This is a genomic window from Microcoleus sp. T3_A4 (assembly GCF_036700465.1).
GTDB lineage: Bacteria > Cyanobacteriota > Cyanobacteriia > Cyanobacteriales > Microcoleaceae > Microcoleus.
This window is the reverse complement of record NZ_JAUBOY010000040.1, coordinates 47,112-65,338: the sequence shown is the minus strand read 5'-3', so window position 1 is coordinate 65,338 and position 18,227 is coordinate 47,112. Positions and strand designations below refer to the sequence as shown.

12 protein-coding genes are annotated in these 18,227 nt (G+C 45.2%); 8 read left to right on the top strand and 4 right to left on the bottom strand.

Features of this window, described 5'->3' with window-relative positions:
* The first annotated feature begins 136 nt into the window (after positions 1 to 136).
* The gene (locus QUA07_RS21680) at positions 137 to 1,018 is read left to right on the top strand and encodes a Cof-type HAD-IIB family hydrolase (RefSeq protein WP_333329066.1); all 882 of its coding nucleotides are present in this window, start codon (positions 137 to 139) and stop codon (positions 1,016 to 1,018) included.
* A 559-nt stretch (positions 1,019 to 1,577) separates the two neighbouring features.
* Here QUA07_RS21680 and QUA07_RS21675 read toward each other — a convergent pair.
* From QUA07_RS21675 to QUA07_RS21660, 4 genes are all read right to left on the bottom strand, one after another.
* A complete protein-coding gene (locus QUA07_RS21675; protein ID WP_333288951.1) occupies positions 1,578 to 2,468 on the bottom strand; it encodes an alpha/beta fold hydrolase in 891 nt (296 codons plus the stop codon).
* A gap of 235 nt (positions 2,469 to 2,703) precedes the next feature.
* Positions 2,704 to 4,731, bottom strand: a complete 2,028-nt coding sequence (locus tag QUA07_RS21670) for an adenylate/guanylate cyclase domain-containing protein (protein ID WP_333329063.1) — start codon at positions 4,729 to 4,731, stop codon at positions 2,704 to 2,706.
* Positions 4,697 to 9,415, bottom strand: a complete 4,719-nt coding sequence (locus tag QUA07_RS21665; protein ID WP_333329060.1) for a response regulator — start codon at positions 9,413 to 9,415, stop codon at positions 4,697 to 4,699. The genes QUA07_RS21670 and QUA07_RS21665 overlap by 35 nt, the downstream gene beginning before the upstream one ends.
* Positions 9,416 to 10,073: 658 nt before the next feature.
* Positions 10,074 to 10,583, bottom strand: a complete 510-nt coding sequence (locus QUA07_RS21660; protein WP_333329058.1) for a hypothetical protein — start codon at positions 10,581 to 10,583, stop codon at positions 10,074 to 10,076.
* A gap of 77 nt (positions 10,584 to 10,660) precedes the next feature.
* Between QUA07_RS21660 and QUA07_RS21655 the strand changes: the two genes are divergently transcribed.
* The 7 genes from QUA07_RS21655 to QUA07_RS21625 all read left to right on the top strand — a co-directional run bounded on the left by QUA07_RS21655 (position 10,661) and on the right by QUA07_RS21625 (position 18,214).
* Positions 10,661 to 11,578: a histone deacetylase gene (locus QUA07_RS21655; protein ID WP_333329055.1), complete on the top strand. Its 918-nt coding sequence runs from the start codon at positions 10,661 to 10,663 to the stop codon at positions 11,576 to 11,578.
* A gap of 246 nt (positions 11,579 to 11,824) precedes the next feature.
* Positions 11,825 to 13,105: a glycosyltransferase gene (locus QUA07_RS21650; RefSeq protein ID WP_333329053.1), complete on the top strand. Its 1,281-nt coding sequence runs from the start codon at positions 11,825 to 11,827 to the stop codon at positions 13,103 to 13,105.
* Positions 13,106 to 13,319: 214 nt separating this feature from the next.
* The gene (locus QUA07_RS21645) at positions 13,320 to 14,330 is read left to right on the top strand and encodes a glycosyltransferase family 2 protein (protein WP_333329050.1); all 1,011 of its coding nucleotides are present in this window, start codon (positions 13,320 to 13,322) and stop codon (positions 14,328 to 14,330) included.
* A gap of 195 nt (positions 14,331 to 14,525) precedes the next feature.
* The gene (locus tag QUA07_RS21640; protein ID WP_333209838.1) at positions 14,526 to 15,107 is read left to right on the top strand and encodes a serine acetyltransferase; all 582 of its coding nucleotides are present in this window, start codon (positions 14,526 to 14,528) and stop codon (positions 15,105 to 15,107) included.
* 137 nt (positions 15,108 to 15,244) lie between these two features.
* A complete protein-coding gene (locus QUA07_RS21635) occupies positions 15,245 to 15,766 on the top strand; it encodes a serine acetyltransferase (protein ID WP_333329047.1) in 522 nt (173 codons plus the stop codon).
* Positions 15,767 to 15,858: 92 nt separating this feature from the next.
* Positions 15,859 to 16,872: a glycosyltransferase gene (locus QUA07_RS21630; protein WP_333081976.1), complete on the top strand. Its 1,014-nt coding sequence runs from the start codon at positions 15,859 to 15,861 to the stop codon at positions 16,870 to 16,872.
* A 46-nt stretch (positions 16,873 to 16,918) separates the two neighbouring features.
* Positions 16,919 to 18,214: a glycosyltransferase family 4 protein gene (locus QUA07_RS21625; protein ID WP_333329043.1), complete on the top strand. Its 1,296-nt coding sequence runs from the start codon at positions 16,919 to 16,921 to the stop codon at positions 18,212 to 18,214.
* The last annotated feature ends 13 nt before the right edge of the window (positions 18,215 to 18,227 follow it).

The following is an 18,227-nucleotide window of genomic DNA, read 5'->3' as shown; positions in this document are numbered from 1 at the left end:
TCCTAGATACTTTTTTTGTCGCTTATTTAGTTATCTATATTTTAGTCTTCAAAAAATCAGAAGTCGCACTTTGCTATCCCGCCAGTGGCAAAATAAACGGGTGCGTGCAAATCAACAGCTAAAATCTAAAAAAATCATGCAGAATATAACTGCCTCAAATCCAGCTAATGCGACCGATCGCGCTTTTGGCACCGCAGACATTCAATTGCTGGTAGTGGATATAGACGGCACGATCGCAGGTTTGTCAAATACCATCCGAGAACCAGTCAAGCAGGCAATTTTGGCTGCCGAGTCGCGGGGAGTGAAAGTGGCCGTCGCTACGGGCAGGATGTACCGCTCAGCTTTGCGTTTTCACCGCGACATCGGCTCAACATTGCCACTGATTTGCTACCAGGGCGCATGGATTCAAGATCACGCTACTCAAAAACGGCTGCGACACTTGCCGCTGTCGAAACAAACTGCTCTGCAACTGTTAGATCATTTTGAAGAAGCGCATTTGCGATCGCTGCTTTCGATCCATTTCTACATTGACGACCAACTTTACGTGCCGGAAATTACCGCAGCTACCCGAATTTATGCCGAACGATCGGGCATTGAACCAAATGTGATTAAAGATTTGCGGCGAGATATTCCGGGGGAACCGACGAAAGTTTTGGCATTGTGCGAGAATCCAGGGGTACTCGACGGCTTGCTCAGCAGTATGCGGCAGCGCTACACGCCTGCGGAGCTTTATTTGACTCAATCGGTTGCTACTTTTTTTGAAGCTACGCATCCTTCGGCGAATAAGGGAGATGCGGTGCAGTATTTAGCGGAGGAACTTTTGGGTTTGCAGGCGGCGAACGTGATGGCGATCGGCGACAATTTTAATGATGTGGAAATGATTGCCTATGCGGGTGTGGGCGTGGCGATGGGCAATGCTCCTGATGGCGTGAAGGCTGCTGCTGATTGGGTGGCGCCGGATGTGGAGGAAGATGGGGTGGTGGCTGCGATCGAACAATTTGTTTTGGGCGATCGTTGATATTTGTAGCACCAATACCGCAGGGGCGGGTTTGCCAACATCTGGAAAAAATGTATATCAACCCGCCCCGACCCAGCGACAATTTATTATTATATAACTCTCTAGTTTTGAGTTCTATGGAATCAAATTTTGATGATCAAAAACAATCCACACTTTCGGATTTTTCGAGATCAAGTGCAATCAATTACTTTTTTTGCAACATCAGAATATTTATTTAACGAACCGCGAAGACGCTAAGAACGAGAAGGAAGAAGGGAAGAAAGCGGGGCGGGCTTACAGATATTCTAGATGTGAATTATAGATAATTTAAAACTCTTAAAAATGCCTTGCCACAGAAAAAGCACCGACGACTGGCCGTGTTTCGTCTCGGTGCTTTTTCTGGTTCGCTCCTCACACGTCCATCAATATAGCTGACTCAGTAAATTGTGTCAATACTTTTTCCAAAAATTGTTTTTTGAGTCGGCTGCTGCCGGCGTGTAGGTGCGGTGGAGCGAGGCAAAACTTTTGCACTGCAAGGGTTTGACTCGATCGCCCAAGGGTTGCCTCAAGCAGAAAAATTTTACTTCACTTCCAGCAGCCAGTCCAAAATCAGAGCGTTGACTTCACTCGGCCGCTCGTCGTGGGGACAGTGGCCTGTGTTGGGAATGGAAACAAATTTCACTGGTTTATCGTTGGCGGCCAATTGTTGATAAATTTGGCTGCCGGCGATGGGCGTCCAGGGGTCGTCTGCGCCCCAAAGTACCAATAACGGACGATCGACTTTGGGCAGCAATTCTGAGGGTTGAGGGCCTGGAGGGGCAGTGAGAATCGAGGCAAACACTTGTTGAGCTCCGGGCTCACAGGATGGGGCGTGCAGGAGTTCTACGAGTTCGTCAGTGATGGCTTCGCGGTTCCCGTAGACTTGGCGCAGGGTGTTGCGGATGCGGTGTTTTTGGCGGATGTTGTTGAAGACAAAGGGGCCGATCAGGGGCGATCGAACTAATTTAGTAAAAGTCCCCATCACTACTCGCAGCGGGAAATTTAGTTCGTCTGGCCGGTGGTTGAGCCCGCCGGCACAGTTGATTAAGACACCGCCGGCTGATATTTCGGGATGGTTGGCGACTACCATCAAACTCAGCAAAGCGCCGATCGAATTCCCGACAAATACAGCAGGTTCCTGTACCAGATCCGCCCAGAAATCAGTCAGCAATTCTTCCCACAATTCCAGAGTGTAATCTAGGGCTGGTTTGGCGGAAGCACCAAATCCCAGCAAGTCCAAAGCGAATACGCGATAGCCGCCGGCCGCTAGTGGGGGGATATTTTGTCGCCAATGTCCGATCGAAGCTCCAAATCCGTGAATCAAGATCAGAGGGCGGCCGGTTCCTTGGACGGTATATTGGATTTTGTGACCTTTCCAAGTCCAAATTAGCTTTTCAAAACTCGTTGCAGATACTAATTGTTGTGCAGTCACGGCTATTATGTAAAGTTTCGTTAACTACTTTCATCATAGCAGTAGTCAGTAGTCAGTAGTCAGTAGTCAGTAGTCAGTAGTCAGTAGTCAGTAGTCAGTAGTCAGTAGTCAGTAGTCATGAATTATTGGTTATTGGTTATTGGTTATGTGTTATTGGTTATATGTTATTGGTTATTTGTTGTAATACCCCATGCCCAATTCCCCATGCCCAATTCCCCATGCCCCATTCCCATTTTTACTTTTTTTGTAGCAACCAATAAGTCATCATATTCCCCTTACCTTTTACCGGAATTACGCCTCGCCTCTCAAACAAATACTTATCTTTCAAAAGCTCATAAGTAACATCAGTAACTTGAATTCTGCCGGCAAAACCCGTAGCCTCCATCCTCGCCGCTACATTCACCGTATCTCCCCACAAATCATAAGTGAACTTGCTCACACCAATTACTCCCGCAACCACCGGCCCGGAATTGATGCCAACGCGAATTGCCAGTTTTTCCCCTGTCTCGGCGCACAACTTTGCTATTTTTGCCTGCATTCCCAGGGCCATTTGGGCGATCGCCTCGGCGTGGTCCTGTCTCGGCGTAGGCAATCCCCCGACTACCATGTAAGCATCGCCAATAGTCTTAATTTTCTCCACACCGTACTTTTCCGCTAACTGGTCGAAGTGCGAAAAAATTACGTTCAAGCGCTTTACCAACTCGGTGGGAGACATTCTCGCCGACAACTCAGTAAAGCCAACAATATCAGCAAATAAAACACTTACTTGGGCAAAACTGTCGGCGATCGTGCTTTGCTCTGCTTTCAAGCGTTCGGCTATTGGTTTGGGTAAAATATTTAACAGCAACTTCTCGCTTTGTTCTTGTTGAACTTTTAGCGCTTCTTGCGCTAATTTGCGCTCTGTAATGTCAGAAACAGTACCCTCATAGTAGATTAGCTCACCTTTTGAATCTCGAACAGCCCGAACATTTTCTGACACCCAAATCCGGCGCCCGTCTTTGCGACATACCATAGATTCAAATCCCGAAACGGCATTTTCAGTATCCATAGCAGCCACAAATTCGAGGCGGCGTTCTGGGTCAACGTAAAGTTGCTGAGCAATATTTTTAATCTCGGACATCAATTCTTCTGGGGATTCGTAACCGTATAATTTTGCCAAAGCTGGATTAGCGCTGAGATAGCCTCCTGAAGGCGTGCTTTGAAAAATGCCTTCCATCGCATTTTCTACAATGCTGTGATATTTTTCTTGGGCAATACGCAGCAATTCTTCTGCTTGTTTGCGCTGAATCAAAGAACCTAATTGAGTGCCAACTGCATTAAAAACGTCTATAAATCGCGCGTCTTTCCCACCAGACGAATTTTTAAAGAAAACTAGCACTGCCAATACTTCATCGCCTACCAAAATCGGCACGCCAAAACCCGCTTTGAATCCGAGTTCTAGTGCTATTTGACTTCGGAGAAAATGCGGGTAGCCCTTGGAAATATCTTCTACCCATTCCGGTTGCTTGGATGCCCAAACTCGTCCCGGCAGCCCTATATTCCGGGCAAATGTCAGTTGTTGGCTTTGGGTGCGGAACAATTCCATGCTGGGGTTGCTGGCATACCAGCCCCGGGCAGATTGCAGCACAGTTCCTTCTGCATCGGGAATCCAAGCTTCTCCTACATCCCATCCGATTGTTTCGCCAACTTGGTGCAGAATTACTTCTAAAGCTGAGTGAAAGTCTACAGCTTCGCCGATCGCCCGCGTCGTTTCCAGCAAAAACCGGATTGATTCTTCAGCCCGCTGCCGTTCTGCGATTTCTTCCTGTAATCTAGAATTGCGATCGTGCAGTTCCCTAGCTTGCTGTTGCAGTTTGGATTGCAGCAAACGAAGGGAAAGTTGGTTTTGGACGCGGGCTATAACTTCTTCTACTTGAAACGGTTTAGTAATGTAATCCACTCCTCCTACTTGAAAAGCTTTAACTTTTTCCAGCACGTCATCTAGCGCACTAATAAAAATTACCGGAATATCTTGAGTTTTTTCGCTTAACTTTAACTGCTCACAAACTTCATACCCGTTCATTTGTGGCATATTAATATCTAGTAAAATTAGATCGGGAGGAGATATTTGTGCCCCTTGCAAAGCCAAGTGTCCGTTAATAGCCTTCCTGACATGATACCCGTAAGATGTCAGCATAGTGGATAAAAGTCGCAAATTATCCGGCATATCGTCAACGATCAGAATGTCTTTAGGAGTCGCTGGTAATGGATGGTCGTTCATCATAATATAATTGAGTTAAATCGATAATGATATCTATCCGAAAATTATCGACTAAATCTGTTAAAGCGTTAGCGAGATTTGCCTCAGTTTCGGGAATTTGCTCGATGAGTTCGAGGATGCGGTTGTCATCAACACAAAGTGCTGCTCGGTGCAACTCGACCACCCAGTCTGTGGGCATTACACTCAAATCCTCGGTGGTCAAACTTTTAAGCAGCGTCGGTGTTGAAAAAGAAGTAGATAAGTTCTCTTTTTCATAAATATAACGCAGGTTGAGGTGATGCGCTATCTTTTCAAAGAGTACCTCTTCCCGAAACGGTTTACATATCAAATCGTTACAACCAGCAGACAAAATTATTTGCCGCTGCTCGTCAAAAGCACTGGCCGTCAAGGCAATAATTATTGTTTCTCTACCTTCTAGAGTTTTCTTAATCTGTCTTGTCGCTTCATACCCATCCATCACGGGCATCAGCATATCCATTAATATCAAGTGCGGCTTCCAAGTTGAATGCAAAGCAATTGCTTCTTGACCGTTAGTTGCTTCCCGGACTTCAAACCCCAGGGGTATCAGGAGCTTAAGCAGCAGTTGGCGATTTTCTGCTACATCTTCAACTATTAATATCCGATAAGTGTCTTGTCCGGCTTCTAAAGCAATAACTTGTTTAATCGGGGATTTTTCTTGTTCATCACTTTGTGTTACTAAGTTAACCCAGATATTAAAGCTAAAAATTGTGCCTTGACCGAGTTGACTTTCAACAGCAATATCACCTCCCATAATTCGGACAAACTGTTGGCTAATCGGCAACCCCAGACCCGTTCCCTGCATGGATTTTCGACCAGTTTCAGTTTGTACAAATGGCTTAAATAATGTGGCAAGTTCCAAGGGAGAAATGCCGGGACCCGTGTCGGCAATTTCAAAATACAATTGGGATTGTTTTTCTTCTGTGGCGTCTTTGTCAGATTGGCTGCTGACGCGCAAAGTCACGGTTCCCTGCTGAGTAAATTTAATCGCATTGCCGAGTAGGTTAATTAAAACTTGCCGCAATTTAGCTTCGTCTGTTTGAATGTACTGTGGCAAATCATCGGCATTTTCAAAGATTAGGTGTAAACCTTTTGAGTTGGCTTTTAGTTGCAGCATTTCTTTGAGACTGTTGAGAAGGTTGTAGAGATTGAAGCGGCTGGGATTGATGGTAATTTGACCTGCTTCTATTTTGGACATGGACAAAACATCATTGATGAGTTCCAGCAAATGTTCGCCGCTGCGGTTAATAATTTCTATGTATTCTTTTTGTTCTTCCGTGATAGAACTGTTGCGGGCCATGACTTGGGAAAAACCCAGAATGGCGTTGAGAGGTGTGCGGAGTTCGTGGCTCATGGAAGCTAGAAATTGGCTTTTGGCGCGGTTGGCAACTTCGGCGTTTTCTTTGGATTTAATCAGTTCCATGGACTGCCTTTGAGTGCGGGCGAGCAATTCCGCTTGCTGTAATGCTACTCCTAGCTGAGTACCTACATCAACTACAACGTTGATTTCAGCTTCGCTCCACAGCCGGGGAGCTGAATTTTGATAGGATGCTAGTAATCCCCAGAGCGTTTTTCCGCAGAAAATTGGCACAATAATGTAAGATTTAGCTTGAAATTTTTCTAGCAAATTGATGTAACAAATATCGAATCCTTGCTTGTAAATGTCTGGGACACAAAGGTAAGTTGTACCTCGGCTGTAGGGCCCGCCTTGGGTTTCTTGCAAATAGGTATCGCGTACTTCTTGTGAGGGGCTATCTAATCCTTTGACGACGCAACGGTCGCTGTCTAAAGCGCCTTCAGTAAGGTGAGAATCGAGTTCCTGTGCTTGGATGAAAGAAACCCACTTATGGTCACGGGATTCGGCTACAAATTCGCCACTCCAGTCTGGATTGAAACGGTAAATGGCGACTCGATCGCACTTCAGGGTTTGGCGCAATTCTCGGGTTGTGGCGTGAAAAATTTCTCGGATATCTAAAGTTTGCCGCATTCTTTCAATGATGCGGGCGATCGCTCTTTGTCGTAAAGCACTTTCTTGCAGTTCGGTTTCTGCTTGCTTGCGTTCGGTAATATCTACAGCCATTAAAGCAATGCCGATCGCTGTACCGTTATCGTCAATTAGCTGAGTATTATACCACTCGCAGATGATAATTCTGCCGTCTTTAGTCAGATTTTCGGTAGTGCCGCTGGATTTGGCATTCAAGTCATGATTGAAAATCTCAGATAATTGCGGGTGGTAGCTTTCAGGTACGATCAAATCGGCGGCGACTCGACCAATCGCTTCTTGCTCACTGTAGCCAAAAATAGCCACGGCTGCGGGATTCCAAGTGATAATTTCTAAATAGAGGTTTAACTCGATAATTGCGATCGGCGTTTGCTGCAATAAAAACGAGATTCTTTGCTGCGATGCTAGCAGTTTCTCTTCGGCTAATTTGCGGTCTGTGATGTCATTAGCAGTGCCGAGAATTTGTTTGGGTTTACTACCATCTGCTGTTCTGAGAAATACAGTATCCCAACTGTGCAGCCACCGCCATTCACCGTTTTTGTGTTTCATGCGGTATTGACATTCAATGACATCACCGTCTTTGGCTTGATCTACTTTGTGGAGGTTTTCAAAAAACTTTGGCAAATCGTCGGAGTGGAGCAGCGTCGGCATCATTGCTGTACCCATATCTTGTATTTCTTGGGCGGTGTATCCAAGTATCGTCGAAATTTGTCGGTTGGTATAAACATTCCTCTGTTCAATTAAATCGTAAACGTACAATAGGTTCGGGTTGGAATCGGCGATCGCTTGAATGAAGTGCTGGCTTTCTCTGAGTGCGGATTCTGTTTGTTTACGAACGCTAATATCTCTGGCTACAATAATCACTGAATCTGCAGTCAGCGGAGAAACTTTAGCGTCGAGGCAAACGTCGCGCTCTCCGACTTTAAAGCTATATTCAACATTAATGCTTTGCTTAGTTTTTAGAGCTTGTTGGATGGCATTTAACACTAAATCTGCTACAGGTTTAGGCAAGACTTCATGAGCGGTTTTGTTAATCATTTCGCTGGGAGGTTTCACCAAATTTGTTGATGCTGTCGGGGCAATTTTGATGCAGCGCCCTTCTGCATTTCTCACTAAAACTGTGTCAGTCATGGCGGCAAAAATCGCCCGCAATTCTGTTTCCGATTCTTGCAGAGCTTGCTCGGCGCGGACACGGGTGCGAATTTCTGCTTGCAGCACTTTATTTTGCCGATCGAGCTGCTGAATTCGGTTTTTTTCTCGTTCGATCAGTTTAGTTTGAGCGATAGCGAGCCCTACTTGAGCCGCCACAGCTTCTAATAAGTCGATTTCCTCGGAAGTCCATTCCCGGTAGCGATCGCACTGGTGCAAACAGATAGCACCGTTTGCCCTGCCTTGGTAAGAAGTGCGAATTGCCAGCATCGATTTTAACCCAACCTTCTGGCAAATCGGTTGAGCAGCTTGCAACAGAGGGTCTGAATAAACATTGTTGGAGGCGATCGCCACATCTTGTATCATCATTTGTATGACGTGAGGATTGCCCCAAATTGGAACAGGTACGTTCCGAATAGATTCACACTCCGGTTCAAGATACTCGGCCGCCAGAGGAATATCGACTTGGGGGGTAGTAACGTAAGTATGAATCAAACAGCGATTGGCGCAGAATGCCAGACCGATTTGAGTGGCAGCTATTTGAAATATTTGTTCTGGCTGCAAGCTTGAGCGAATTTCTTTAGTTATTTTTGCGATCAGCAATTCTCGCTGAACTTGCCGTTCTAAAGCAGCTTTAGCTCCAGCCATTTCTATTTCTGCGTGCTTGCGATCGGTGATATCAAAAAGTACGCCATACCAAACAATATCGCCATTATCACGCATTTCTGGCCGAGAATTAGATTGCAGCCATTTGAGTTTACCCGACGGTGTAACAATCCGCCATTCACAGGCAAAAGGTTCTAAACTTTGGGCGCTAGTAGCAATTTGTTTCACCAGATATTCTTGGTCATCTGGATGATTTTGATCGAAGCAAAAGTCGGGATTTTTTAAAATTTCTTCACTCTCTAATTCGTAAATCTCTCGACAAGCATAACTAATATATTCAAACTTAAAACTTCCATCTGGCTTCTTTATGAATTGATAAAGAACTCCCGGTATATTGACCGCCAATTTCTGCAAACGCGCTTTGCTTTCCCGGAGTGATTGTTCTGTTCGCTTGCGGAATTCTACCTCTTTTTGCAGTTGGGCATTCTGCTGTTTTAATTGTTTTGATAGCTGTTGTATAGTCAGTTGACTTTCGATCCGCACTAAAACTTCTTCCACTTGAAAAGGCTTAGTAATGTAGTCAACACCGCCGACTTCAAAAGCTTTAACTTTGTGAAAAGTTTCCTCAAACACACTCAAAAAAATAACCGGAATTTCCCTCATCTTTTCGTTGGTTTTAAGTCGAGCACATACTTCATATCCGTTCATTTTTGGCATAGCAATATCTAGCAAAATCAAGTCGGGGAGAACGGTTAAATTAGCATTGACCGCCATTTCTCCCGAAATCGCCCGCTGAACTTTATACCCTTCTTTCGTCAATATGTTTGATATAAAGCGCAGGTTTTGGGGCTGATCATCAATAATTAAAATGTGAATACTTTCTTTGTCAAATATCATTTTTTGTCTGGTCATGGTAATTTTTTTAGTGCTAGCAGCAGATTGATGATTTAATAAATTTTGCGATTCCTTCCGATCCTAATTATTTATTAAACCTTTTCAAACTCAGCAAATAGAAGATTAACTTTAGATAGTAGCCATCAACTAACGCACCTTCTATTTTTTAAACTTATTGGTTGCTTGTCTTAAGTTTGCTACTCAAACTAACCGTACTTAACCACATTTTATTGTCCCCAAAAATCGCCTTATTTGCTGTCCAAATTAAGTCTGCCGAAAAACCATCATCGCTTAGGCACTCCAGAGCAAAGCAACCGGATTGTTTAACTTTGTTCAATGGCTGCGACAAAGTATTTTCGTATAACCCGGTTGATGCGCTCAGGACAGTTTTTTGCTTGACTTTAGGATTAAAACTCCCAGGAGGATAACGCAAGTTTCTGGACATTCTGCTGCCACATTCAAAGGGTTTTAGCCGAGATACACACCTGGACATACCACGAGGCGAAGAAACCGTTTTTTTTACTCTTGTCGCTGCAACAAAGTATGGCTGTGAAAAACCTCGGTTTTGACCCACCCGCCCATCAGTCTTAAGATATTTATAGGTAACTAAGAGTATAGATGCGATCCATCCAGTGGCACCCACAGCCTACCAGATAAACTATTTTATCTGTCTTTTCTATGCCAGCAATTCCTTAAGTTTAGCAATATTTTCATTGCTTAAGTAAATTTTAATTTCTAGTTCTTGGTCAGATTCCCACAGCAGCAGCAGATTATCTTCGCCCAAGGCGATTTCGGGATTGTTTAATTCAAGTGTTTGATATTTAACTTCGGGAATTCCTACGCGAATTACCAGTTCCGCTTCCAACTGAGGATAGATGTACAATTGCTGTTGCAAGTTGTCAAGTTCTAATTTGTCAACAGTGTTGTTACGTTGGACAGGAGAATCGGGTATGTACCAATAGAGAGTTTCCTCCCGAATTTCAGGATTGACTATCACAAATGTTTCGTCAAAACGCTGGGGGTGCCAGTGAATTTCGCTCAGACCGCCGATTTGCGGAATCAGTCGCTGTACCCAGCTAATTTCTTTGCCGTTCAGGTTTGCCCACCACTGACTAATATTATTGAGATTGTCAGCATTTTCGGGGTCGGTGCTGCCGGACTGCCAGACTGTTTTTAGTTGTTGCATATACAAGTTCTCCAGCGAATTTAAATTTGAGATTGCAGGCGTTCAATTGGAGATTCATTCGTTATACAATAATTTTAATGGACTTACCAATTATTTACCACGAAGATTACGTTGCACCTCTGCCACCGGCTCACCGCTTCCCGATGGCAAAGTTTCGGATGCTTTACGAGATGCTGCTCGCGGACGGGGTAGCAGATAAATCGCAATTTCACGCTCCCGAACTTCCCCCTCAAGAATGGATTGAATTAGTCCACGACCACTCCTATGTTCAAGCTTACTGCAACGGGACGCTCGATAACAAAGCGACTCGGCGAATTGGTCTGCCTTGGAGTCGGGCTCTTGCTAATCGCACTTGCACTGCGGTTGCAGGAACTGTACTAACTGCCAAGCTCGCTTTAGACTATGGTTTGGCTTGCAATACTGCGGGCGGAACTCATCACGCCTTCCCTGCTTTTGGGTCTGGTTTTTGTATTTTTAATGATTTGGCGATCGCCTCTCGCGTCTTACAAAAAAATGGTTTAGTTCGCAAAGTTTTAATTGTCGATTTAGATGTCCACCAAGGAGACGGAACCGCCGTAATTTTCCAAGATGACAGTAGCGTTTTTACTTTCTCGATGCACTGCGAAGTCAATTTTCCCGGCACCAAACAAAAGGGCGATTTAGATGTACCTTTGTCTGTAGGTATGGAGGACGACGAATATTTACAAACCTTGGATAAATACCTACCAGATTTGCTGTCAAATGTCAAGCCAGATTTAGTTTTGTACGATGCTGGAGTAGACCCTCATCACGGTGACAAACTGGGAAAATTAGCTTTAACTGATACGGGCTTATTTCGCCGGGAAATGCAAGTTTTGATGGCGTGTTTGGCTGGTGGCTATCCCGTTGCCTGCGTGATTGGCGGGGGCTATTGCGATGACGCTAAGGGGTTAGTTTATCGGCATTCGCTGCTGCACCGAGCTGCCAGTCAAGCCTATAGGCAGTATCGACTTTGATCCAGAGCGGCGAGATTTAAAATTGACTTCAGTATTGTTTGGCGATATGATTGCGTGTTGAGGGTGTCAATTAATACTAAAAACTGGCTAAGCTGTTGTGCATTTAATTTGTATGTTGAGGGCGGGCTTTCGCGCCCAACCCTACTCCCCAAAAGAGGAAAAATTTATTTAACTATGCAATTTAAATGCGAATTAGCTTAAAGTGGTATTAAAATAGATATATCGCATTTAATCGTAGTGTATTTTATGGACTCCAACTCGTTAAATATCACAGAAGATGGGGCTAAAGAACCGACTTTGATGCCCATAGACAAGCGCTACCTGCTAGTCCTCAACATCCCATTTTTCTGCGACTCCAAAGGCAGCAGGTATCTCGATTTAATGTGGGCTAAAGACCTAACCCAACACTTCAAGTATTTGAAAAACTTCACGCTAGCATGTCCGTGCGTGCGAGAAACCCCCCCTGAAGATACAATAGAGGTGGATTCGGAAACATCATTTGCTGATGCTAAATTTATTGACCTTCCCTCCCCAAATAGCTGGGCCCAAGCAATATTGCTGCTGCCGGCAACGGTTGCCCAGCTTTGGGGCGCGATCGCATCTTCAGATCTCGTACATAGTGGCGTAGCAGGCTGGCCGATTCCGATGGCATGGTTAGTGACGCCAATAGTCCTGATACAGCGGAAACCATACGTGCTCATAGTCGAGTCCGCACCGTGGCGGCTGCTGCCGGGCACCCCTGCCAGCATTAAAGCCAAAATTCAAGCTTACATATACGAAACATTTAATCGCTGGTGCATCAACAGCGCCGACTTGACAATCTTTACACAGGCAGAATATCAGCAAAGTTTATTAAAAAAACGACACCAACAAAGTCAGATAATTCATGCTTCGTGGATAGATGAAGAAAATATTATTTCGGAAGCAGAGGCGACTAAAATATGGCACGAAAAACTGTCAGCCTCGCCCAAACAACTAAAAATTCTATTTGCGGGCAGATTGGTTCCAGAGAAAGGCCTGTTAGTTCTCCTAGAAGCAATGAAAATATTGGAGGAGGAAAACATTCCCGTCAAGCTGGACATACTAGGTGAAGGCGAACTGTTAAGCAACTGCCAAGCAGCCAGCAAGGCAATGCAAAAATCGGTACAGATAGAAATTTTGGGAACTATTCCTTACGGCAGAGAATTCTTCGGGCGGCTGCAACAATATCATGCTGTTGTGGTTCCCAGTACCTCAGACGAACAGCCCAGAATAGTATACGATGCTTATTCCCAGGCCGTATCGGTACTGGCAAACAACACCGCCGGACTCCGCGACTGTATCGAAAACGGCATCACAGGCTTGATCGGTAATTGCAATGACCCAGTTGATTTAGCAAACTTGCTCAAACAGTCGGGAGAAAACTTGAACCTACTTCAAAATATGGGCATGGCAGGTCTGAAATATGCTCGCCGCCTGACTCACGAAGAAATGCACCGGCAGCGGTGGCAGCTTTTGTCAATTATGTTGGAGCAATCAAAAAAGTAAGTAGGTAGGCGCAAATAAACCGGGCTGTGTAACCGAATGTAAAGCTGCCAGAACCTTTGGGATTGCTTCGTTTCACGGAGTGACCCTCGCTTTTGACTACTTGTGTATTTTCCCACTCATCTACTTAGGCGATACCTGCACTCCGGGCGATCGCTCCAGCTTGCCAGATGGGTACAACTTGAGCTAAAAAGTTGTTAAACCAACAACGGTACTTATGTCGAAGGCCAGCGAGTCCAATCACCCCTATCCACTGCTGGTTGTCATTGTTAACTACCGAACCTCTAGTTTGACAATAGACTGCTTGCGCTCTCTAGTTAGCGAAGTTCAATCGCTGCCCGGTATGCGAGTTGTAGTTGGCGACAATGCTTCAGGCGATCGCTCCGTCGAAGAAATTAGTAGTGCGATCGCCTCAGAAGGCTGGAATGAATGGGCATCCTTCATTCCCCTAAACCGCAACGGCGGATTTGCCTTCGGCAACAACGCCCTGATCCGTCCCGCCCTCCAATCCACCAATCCTCCTCCTTACTTCCTGCTGCTCAACCCAGACACCATAGTTCGCCCCGGTGCCTTAAAAGCCCTCGTCGATTTCATGGACTCCCACCCCGAAGCCGGCATCGCCGGCAGCCGCTTGGAAGACCCCGACGGCACGCCCCAGGAGTCAGCTTTTCGGTTTCACAACCTCTTTACCGAACTCGATTTTGGTTGGCGGACAGGCTTTATATCCAAGTTATTAGCCAACTGGGCCGCAGCGCCTCCCATTTCTCAAAAAACCTGTCAAACTGATTGGGTAGCTGGAGCCAGCATGATCGTCCGTCGCGAAGTATTTGAAAAGATTGGCTTGATGGATGAAGCTTATTTCATGTACTGCGAAGAAATGGACTTTTGTCTGCAAGCGAACAAAGCTGGCTGGAGTTGCTGGTACGTACCCGAAAGTCGTGTTGTCCACTTAGTCGGCCAAAGCTCAGGCGTCACTGACACCAAAAAGCCCGCCAAGCGGCTGCCCACCTATTGGTTTGATTCCCGACGTAGGTACTTTATCAAAAACTACGGCTTGGTTTACACAGCATTAACTGATATATCCTGGGCTTCCGGTTTTGCAGCGTGGAGGGTTCGCCGCGTACTTCAAGGCAAACCCGATGGCGATCCACCACAATTGCTGAGGGATTTTGTATTAAATAGTGTATTTTTTAAGGGGGGTAAGATTGAAAAATCCAAAAACTTTTAAAGGGAGTTGGTAAATCGGTAAAAGCCAACTAAACCAGGTTAACCTAGGCAAGCAAAATATTTTATGGTGCAGCCGAGAAATTAGTATTCTCGATCGATAAAACCGGATTGCTCCTTCCTCAAAAACCTGACAGACCCATTAATATCGTCGGCATCTAGCAATAGAGTAAACAAGAAATAGCGTGAATTAGAGCTTATGGTAACTGAGCAAAACTTAATCACCAGTGAAAATCAAGTAGAAAGCCCCGGCCTGGGACTGTGGCAGCAAATTAAAGAAGACTGGATTGCTCATGGTCGAGATTGGACAAAACCGGGATTTCGCGCCGTAGCAGTGCAGCGTTTTGGCGTCTGGAGAATGCAGGTAGAACCGAAATTACTGCGAGCTCCTTTGAGCATTATTTATCGAGCACTCTACCGAAAAGTCCGCAATAGTTACGGGATAGACTTGCCTTACACTGTGAAGCTCGGTCGTCGCGTGGTGATTGAACATCAAAACGCTATTATTATTCACGGATATTGTACGATCGGCGACGACTGCATTATCCGCCAAGGTGTAACCTTGGGAAACCGCTATTTGGACAAACCGCTAGAATCCCCTCAATTGGGCGATCGGGTTAACGTCGGCGCTGGTGCAAAAATCCTCGGCAAGGTCAACCTAGGAGACGACGTAAATATCGGTGCCAATGCTGTAGTTTTATCAGATATTCCCGCAGGTCAAACTGCCGTTGGTATCCCTGCCAAAATTATCAAATCCCGGCCTGCTGAAAACAACGCTTAAATCATTTTCTTCCTTATGGCTTCTGCTATCACTCTGCGGAGATTCAATAAATCTCCCTAGTCAAGTTAGAGATTAATCTTAAGATAAACCCCACAAATAGGCACAATTGTCTACATCATCAAAAATTTGGACAAACAATGGTTGAGTCAATCACTAAGTCAATCATTTCTGCTACAGAACCAGACTGGAGCCGCGAAAAACTTAGCAAGTGGTGGGAACCCAGTCGCCAACTGCTCAAATCTATCCGCAACTATCAAAAGTGGCAGCAGCAGGGTGGAATTGGAGGATATATTTTATGCCGTTGGAACGTGATCCAGCATCGATTTTGGAGCGTTGTCACTGCAACAGACATCCCTTTGAACTGCCAAATACAAGGAGGACTGCTGCTGACTCATCCTAATGGCGTTGTCATTCATCCCAGTGCTTCCATTGGCCCTAACTGTCTGATTCTTCAGCAGGTGACAATTGTTGCTGATGTCAAAATCGGCGGTCATGTCGATATTGGTGCAGGAGCTAAAATTATTCGCTCCGTAACGATCGGCGATCATGCTTTGATTGGTGCCAATGCTGTGGTGATTTGTGACGTGCCACCCGGTGCAACCGCAGTGGGAATACCGGCAAAAATAATCGAAAAAAAACCCAGGAAGTCTGAAAAATAATTTCTAAAAGTCGCAGAAAAATTATGAAATTAGCTGGACTTTTATTAAAATATAAAAGGAACTGCTCAGTAGTCGCATTCAAAAGGTAAAACTTGAAACAAATTGGATTAGTGGCGATCGGACGAAATGAAGGGCAGCGCCTCCGCCAGTGCCTAGTCTCAGCCACAGACAAAGTTGCCCGCGTCGTCTACGTCGATTCCGGCTCAACAGACGGTAGCCTAGAGTTAGCCCGATCGCTCGGAGCCGATACAGTAGAACTAGACTTATCTATACCGTTTACCGCAGCCCGCGCCAGAAATGAAGGCTTTGCCCGCTTGCTGGAAATAGCACCAGAAATCGAATTTGTCCAATTTGTGGACGGTGACTGCGAAGTAGTTGATGGATGGATCGATCGAGCCTACAGCGAACTCGCAGCCAAACCCGACTTAGCAGCAGTATGCGGGCGGAGGCGCGAACGATACCCCAAAGCAAGCATCTACAACCAATTGTGCGACATCGAGTGGGATACCCCCATTGGCGAAACCAAAGCCTGCGGTGGCGACTCCATGATGCGCGCCACAGCATTTCAGCAAGTGGAAGGTTTCAATCTCGCACTCATAGCCGGCGAAGAACCCGAACTGTGCTTGCGGCTGCGCCAAAAAGATTGGAAAATCCTTCGCTTAGACGCAGAAATGACCCTGCACGACGCGCAAATGACCAGTTTTGTTCAGTGGTGGAAGCGCGCCCAAAGAGCTGGTTACGCCTACGCCGAGGGCTCCTGGATGCACGGAAGCGAACCAGAGCGCCATTGGGTCAAAGAAACCCGCAGCACCTGGTTTTGGGGCTTAGTCTTGCCAGCCCTAGCCTTGGCAATGATATGGCCGACAAAAGGCTGGAGCTTGTTACTATTGAGTGGCTACCCCTTAGCAACCTATCGCACCTATAACTATTATCTAAAGCATCGGGCTCTCACAACTAAAGACTCAGCCATCTACGCTTTGTCTTGCGTATTAGCCAAATTTCCCCAGCTACAAGGTCAAATCCAGTTTCACCAGCGCCGATTGCTGGGGCAGCAGAGCAAGCTGATCGAATACAAAACAACCAACTCTATTCATTCAGCCAGCTAGAATTAGAGCTAACGTCCCAGAAAGTCCACCCGTGAGTAGCAAACAAATGAGCGATCAACAATTAAAAGTTTTACTAATTGTAGAGCAGTGCAATCCTGACTGGGCATCAGTACCTTTGGTGGGGTACAATTTTTTCCAAAAAATCAATAATTTAGCTGATGTAACCCTCGTCACCCATATTAGAAATAAACCCGCTCTCGAAAAACACCCAGAATACGAAAAAGTTGTCTACCTTGAAGAAGGAAAGTTAACCAAACAATATTATAAAATAGTCGAAAAAATCACCGCAAACGGGCGAGTCAATTGGCCTCTTTATAATACCTTGAGCTACCCAATTTATGAAGAATTTAATCAGCAAGTATATGAAAAATTCAAAGGAAAAATCCTCAACGGAGATTATGACATAGTTCATGCAATTACCCCGATGATGCCGCGGTATCCGTTTAAGGTAGTCAGTGTTTGCCAGCAGACTCCTTTTATTCTAGGCCCTGTGAATGGGGGCATTCCCTTTCCACCAGGTTTTCAAGAAACGGCAAAACAAGAATTTGCTCAATTCAACTTTTTGAGAGCAGTTGGTCGAGCATTAATTCCAGGTTATGTAGAAACTTACAAAAAAGCCGACAAAATTTTAGCAGGTTCAACATATACTTTAAATATGCTAAAAGATTTGTTTGCAATACCGGACCAAAAAATTGATTTGTTTTACGAAAATGGCATTTCGGACGATTTTTTAAACCAGACCAGTATCCCAATTAAAGATGTTAGCCATATCAATCTGCTTTTTGTGGGTCGATTAGTGCCTTACAAATGTGCCGATATTGTCATTGAGTCTATTGGGAAATTAGAGCAGGGAATTAAAAGTAAAATCCGCTTAACTATAGTAGGAGACGGGCCAGAAAAAAATAAGTTGGAAAACCGAGTAAAAGAGCTTAATCTAGGGGAAATAGTTAGCTTTGCCGGATGGGTGAATCAACACGAAACTCTGGATTATTACAGGAAAGCAGATATTTTTTGCTTCCCTTCAATCCGAGAGTTCGGGGGCGCAGTGGTAATGGAAGCTATGGCTTGCGGACTCCCCTGCATAGTTGCCAATAACGGCGGTATTGGTGAATACGTGAATGAAGAAACTGGTTTTAAGATCGAGCCGATTTCTAGAGAGTATCTAACACAGGAGTTGACAAGTAAAATTAAGCTGTTAGTCGAAGATGATCGGCTGCGGGAAAGTATGTCAGCTAAGGCGATCGAAAAAGCCAGAGAATTTGCCTGGGAGAACAAGGGCATAAAAATCGTCGAGATTTACGAAAAAATGCTCGGTGAGAAAGGTGTTCGTGCATCGGCATAGTAGATAAATATCC